At 70.9% G+C, this 4,038-nt stretch carries 7 protein-coding genes and 1 riboswitch; of the genes, 5 read left to right on the top strand and 2 right to left on the bottom strand.

Features of this window, described 5'->3' with window-relative positions; all coding sequences use genetic code 11:
• From AB0M20_RS30635 to AB0M20_RS30620, 4 genes are all read left to right on the top strand, one after another.
• On the top strand, positions 1-491 hold a 491-nt coding region (locus tag AB0M20_RS30635; RefSeq protein ID WP_364303801.1), incomplete at its 5' end, for a metal ABC transporter permease.
• Positions 484-789, top strand: coding sequence for a metalloregulator ArsR/SmtB family transcription factor (locus AB0M20_RS30630; protein ID WP_364303800.1), 306 nt, complete (start codon positions 484-486; stop codon positions 787-789). The genes AB0M20_RS30635 and AB0M20_RS30630, both read left to right, overlap by 8 nt.
• Positions 786-1,181 (top strand): Fur family transcriptional regulator, encoded by a 396-nt coding sequence (locus tag AB0M20_RS30625; protein ID WP_364303799.1) that lies wholly within the window; start codon positions 786-788, stop codon positions 1,179-1,181. The genes AB0M20_RS30630 and AB0M20_RS30625 overlap by 4 nt, the downstream gene beginning before the upstream one ends.
• Before the next feature lie 2 nt (positions 1,182-1,183).
• Positions 1,184-1,792: a hypothetical protein gene (locus AB0M20_RS30620; protein WP_364303798.1), complete on the top strand. Its 609-nt coding sequence runs from the start codon at positions 1,184-1,186 to the stop codon at positions 1,790-1,792.
• On the opposite strand, the gene AB0M20_RS30615 is transcribed toward AB0M20_RS30620, so the two are convergent.
• Together AB0M20_RS30615 and AB0M20_RS30610 are read right to left on the bottom strand one after the other, a co-directional pair.
• Positions 1,752-2,264 (bottom strand): DUF6328 family protein, encoded by a 513-nt coding sequence (locus AB0M20_RS30615; protein WP_364303802.1) that lies wholly within the window; start codon positions 2,262-2,264, stop codon positions 1,752-1,754. The two genes, AB0M20_RS30620 and AB0M20_RS30615, sit on opposite strands and share 41 nt — an antisense overlap.
• A gap of 75 nt (positions 2,265-2,339) precedes the next feature.
• Positions 2,340-3,149 carry an alpha/beta hydrolase gene (locus AB0M20_RS30610; RefSeq protein ID WP_364303797.1) on the bottom strand — a complete coding sequence of 270 codons (810 nt, stop codon included), beginning with the start codon at positions 3,147-3,149 and terminating at the stop codon, positions 2,340-2,342.
• Between the two features lie 43 nt (positions 3,150-3,192).
• A riboswitch (TPP riboswitch) is annotated at positions 3,193-3,298 on the top strand.
• A 34-nt stretch (positions 3,299-3,332) separates the two neighbouring features.
• Here AB0M20_RS30610 and AB0M20_RS30605 point away from each other — a divergent pair.
• Entirely contained in the window at positions 3,333-3,920 is a 588-nt protein-coding gene (locus AB0M20_RS30605) for an ECF transporter S component (RefSeq protein WP_364303796.1), read from the top strand.
• Positions 3,921-4,038: the final 118 nt, after the last annotated feature.

Here is a 4,038-nt window from a genome sequence, read left to right as displayed (position 1 = left end):
GCTCGCTCACCACCACATCGGCGGGCGACCTGGTGGTGATCGCCGTGCTCGGCGTCGCGGTGCTGGCCGCGATGCTGCTGCTGCGCCCGGCGCTGTTCGCGGTCAGCGACGACGAGGAGTACGCGCGGGTGTCCGGCCTGCCGGTCCGCACGCTCAACCTGCTGATAGCGGTGACCACCGCGGTGACCGTCACGATCGCCATGCGGACCGTCGGCCTGCTGCTGGTCAGCGCGCTGATGGTGGTGCCGGTGGCGGCGGCCCAGCAGGTCTCCCGCGGCTTCCGGACCACGATGGCGGTCGCCATGGGCGTGGGCCTGGTCGCGGCCGCCTCGGGCGTGCTGGTCTCCGCCGAGCTGGACACCGCGCCGGGCGCCACGATCGTCATCGTCGCGCTGGTCGTCTTCCTGGCGCTGACCGCGGCGGGCGCGCTGCGCCGGACCAAGCGGGCGCCGGTCAGCGCCGAGCCTCCGGACGTGGTGCTCCATGGCTGACACCAAGCCGGGTTACGAGGCCTATGAGGGCGCCGGGGAACTGCTCCGGGCCCTGTCGGCGCCGATCCGGGTGGCGATCGTGGCAGAGTTGGGGGCGGGCGAGCGCTGCGTGCACGAGCTGGTGGAGACGCTCGGCGCGCCGCAGCCGCTGGTCTCGCAGCACCTGCGGGTGTTGCGCGGCGCCGGTGTGGTGCGCGGCGCCCGGCGCGGCCGGGAGATCGCATACTCACTGGTGGACGATCACGTCGCGCACATCGTCGCGGATGCGGTGAGCCATGCGAGGGAGGCCGGGTCGTGACCAATGATGTGGTCCGCAACACCAAGCAGCGCACCGCGGTCAGCGCGGTGCTGGCCGATGTCGAGGGCTTCCACAGTGCCCAGGATCTGCACGCGATGCTGCGTGCCCGCGGCGAGCGGGTGGGGCTGACCACCGTCTACCGCACCCTGCAGGGCCTGGCCGACGCGGGCGAGATCGACGTGATGCGCCCGCCCGGCGGTGAGCACCTCTACCGCCGGTGCAGCCAGGGTCACCATCACCACCTGGTGTGCCGGTCCTGCGGCCGGACCGTCGAGGTGGAGGGCCCGGCGGTGGAGAGCTGGGCCGACCGGGTCGCCGAGAAGCACGGTTTCAAAGACGTCTCGCACACGTTGGAGATCTTCGGAACATGCCCCGAATGCGCTAAGCAGTAGGCATGTATGCCGATCGGCTACCCGTCGCGATCCGTCAACTGCTCACCGACATCCTCGTCATCATCTGGGTCTACGCCTGGATCCGGGCCGGAGTCTGGGTGCACGACCTGGTCCTCAAGCTGGGCGTGCCCGGGCAGAAGCTGGAGAGCGCCGGCGGCGGCATCGCCGACAACCTGGCCGACGCCGGCTCCAAGGTGGGCCGGGTCCCACTGGTCGGCGACGATCTGACCGCGCCGTTCACCAGGGCGGCCGAGGCGGCCCGGTCGCTGGCCGAGGCCGGGCGCGACCAGCAGGAGATCGTCGGGAACCTCGCTCTGGTGCTGGCGTTGCTGCTGGTCGCCGTACCCCTGGCACTGGTCTTGTTCCTGTGGCTGCCGGCGCGGGTGAAGTGGATCCGGCGGGCCGGCGTCGCGAAGTCGGTGCGCGACCAGCCGGCCGGGCGCGACCTGCTCGCCCTGCGCGCGCTCGCGTCGCAGCCGCTGAACCGGCTGACCGCGCTCGGCCCCGACATCGCCCAGGCGTGGCGCAACGGCGACGAGTCCGCAGTGGACGCCCTGGCCGCGCTGGAGCTCAAGGACTTGGGGTTGCGCCCTTCGGGGCGTCGTCCATGACGCCGTCGTTGTCGTCGTCCTCGCCCCAGTTGCGACGGATCGCCGGCAGGATCACCCAGAAGAACAGGAACCACGCCCCGGTGATCACCGTGATGATCAGCGCGGCCCAGATGCTGAGCAGGTAGTCGGTGATCAGCAGGACGCTGCTGACCATGGAGACCAGCATGCAGGCGAGTCCCCACGTCGCCACCCGGTGCGAGTATCGGACCAGCTCCGGCTTGCGGCCCTGGCGGAAGAGCGCGCGGTGGAACGCGACCGGGGAGATGATCAGCGCGGTGGCGAAGGCGGCGGAGATCAGCGCGACGACGTACGTGTCCTTCTGAAACGCCGTCGTCTTGGGGAAGCCGTTGCTGAACGGCAGCGTCAGCAGGAACGCGAAGAGGATCTGGACGCCCGTCTGTGCGACCCGCAGTTCCTGCAGCAGGTCGGCGAAGTTGCGGTCCCAGCGTTGTTTTTCCGACTCGTTGGGCATGCGCGACTTCTCTTGCGCCACGGTTACCTCCCCATGAACCAAAGGTGACGCAACCGTTCCCTCCGGGGACGATGGTCAAACGCCGATCCTCGCCAGCGCGGCGTCGGCCAGCGCACCCGGAGCCTCCTCGGGCACCCAGTGCCCGATCCCCTTGAGGGCGACCAGTTGGTAGTCGGCCTCCACCCAGTCGGCGGTCCGCAGCGCCGCGGTCAGGCCGACCACCGGATCCTTGTCGCTCCAGACGTAGGTGGTCGGCACGGTGATCGTGCCGACGGCGGCGAGCTGGTCGCGGGACAGCGCCCGGTACCAGTTCAGCGCGCCGGTCAGCCGCCCCGGCTCACGCATGGCGTCCGCGTACAGGCCGGCGCGGTCACCGATCGCGCTCATCATCGCCCGCAGCACCGCGCCGTTGCGGGCCAGCAGCAGCCGCTCCGCGATCGGCGAGCGGAACACCCCCATGTACGCAAACCGTGCCTTCTGCGACGGCCGGGCCCGCAGCGCCAGCCCCAGGGCCCGCGGGTGCGGCACGGAGACCGCGGTGAGCGTCTCGAGCCGGTCGGCATGCGACGCGGCCAGGATCCACGCCACCTGCGCTCCCCAGTCGTGGCCGATCACGTGGGCCCGCGGGACGTTCAGCTCGTCCAGGATCGCGATCGCATCGGCCGCGGCCTCGGACAACCGGTAAGCCTCGACGCCCGGCGGCCGCGGACCGTACCCGCGCTGGTCGTACGCGATCGTGCGCAGGCCGGCGGCGTGCAGCCTGGGGAGGATGAGGTCGAACTCCCGGTGATCTTGCGGAAACCCGTGCAGGAGCAGAACGGGTGATCCGTCCGGCGGACCCTCGACCTTGACGTCGAAGGTCAACCCCCGAGCGGCAACCTGCATTGATGGCCTCCCCTTCGCGGTGTTAGCGTCACGTGAACACTAAGCAATCCGACAGGGGAGCGCACAGCGCTGAGAGTGCGGGTGAAATCCGCAGACCCTCGAACCTGATCTGGGTAATGCCAGCGCAGGGAGTTCGGTCAGTCTCACTGTACGTCTCCTCCCGGTACCCCTGGGAGGTACACCATGAAGCACCAAGCCGGGCACTACCGCTGGCGCACCATCGACATCGTGATCGCCTCGATCGTCGCCGTCGCGTTCGGCGTGATCTTCTGGGCGTGGGGCCTGCTGTGGAACGGGCCGGCCGACGCCATCCCGCTGCCCGGCCGGGCCGTGATCTACGGCATGTGGCTGGTCCCGGCGGTGCTGGGCGGCCTGATCGTGCGCAAACCGGGTGCCGCGTTCTACACCCTGACCCTCGCCTCCCTGGTGTCGGTCGCGATCGGCACGAGCTGGGGCTGGACGATCGTGGTGCAGGGGCCGCTCGAGGCGCTGGGCGCGGAGCTGGCCTTCGCCGCGTTCGCGTACAAGGTCTGGCGTCTGCCCGTGGCCCTGCTGGCGGCGGCGCTGGCCGGCGTCGTGGCCGCCGTCTACGACGCCCTGGTCTGGTACGGCGACACGTCCTGGACGTCGATGCGCCTGCCGTACATCCTGATCGTCGCGGTGTCGTCCCTGGTGATCGCCGGGCTGGGCAGCGCCGCGCTGACCAGGGCGCTGGCGCAGACCGGGGTGCTGGACCGCTTCGCGGCGGGCCGGGACAGGGCGCTGGTCTAGCCCGTGGCGCAGGTTGAGCTTCGCGGGTTCGGGTGGCGGCACGCCGGTCGCCGCGCCTGGGCGGTCCGGGACGTCGACCTGCGCATCGGGCACGGCGAGCGGGTGCTGCTGCTCGGCC

It is taken from the genome of Actinoplanes sp. NPDC051633, from assembly GCF_040681735.1.
Lineage (GTDB): Bacteria > Actinomycetota > Actinomycetes > Mycobacteriales > Micromonosporaceae > Actinoplanes.
This window is presented reverse-complemented; position numbering and strand designations above follow the sequence as displayed.

Coding starts and splice junctions, on each gene's coding strand:
- AB0M20_RS30605 (WP_364303796.1), top strand. CDS start 3,333: ATGAAGCACCAAGCCGGGCACTACCGCTGGCGCACCATCGACATCGTG.
- AB0M20_RS30630 (WP_364303800.1), top strand. CDS start 484: ATGGCTGACACCAAGCCGGGTTACGAGGCCTATGAGGGCGCCGGGGAA.
- AB0M20_RS30610 (WP_364303797.1), bottom strand. CDS start 3,149: ATGCAGGTTGCCGCTCGGGGGTTGACCTTCGACGTCAAGGTCGAGGGT.
- AB0M20_RS30620 (WP_364303798.1), top strand. CDS start 1,184: ATGTATGCCGATCGGCTACCCGTCGCGATCCGTCAACTGCTCACCGAC.
- AB0M20_RS30615 (WP_364303802.1), bottom strand. CDS start 2,264: ATGCCCAACGAGTCGGAAAAACAACGCTGGGACCGCAACTTCGCCGAC.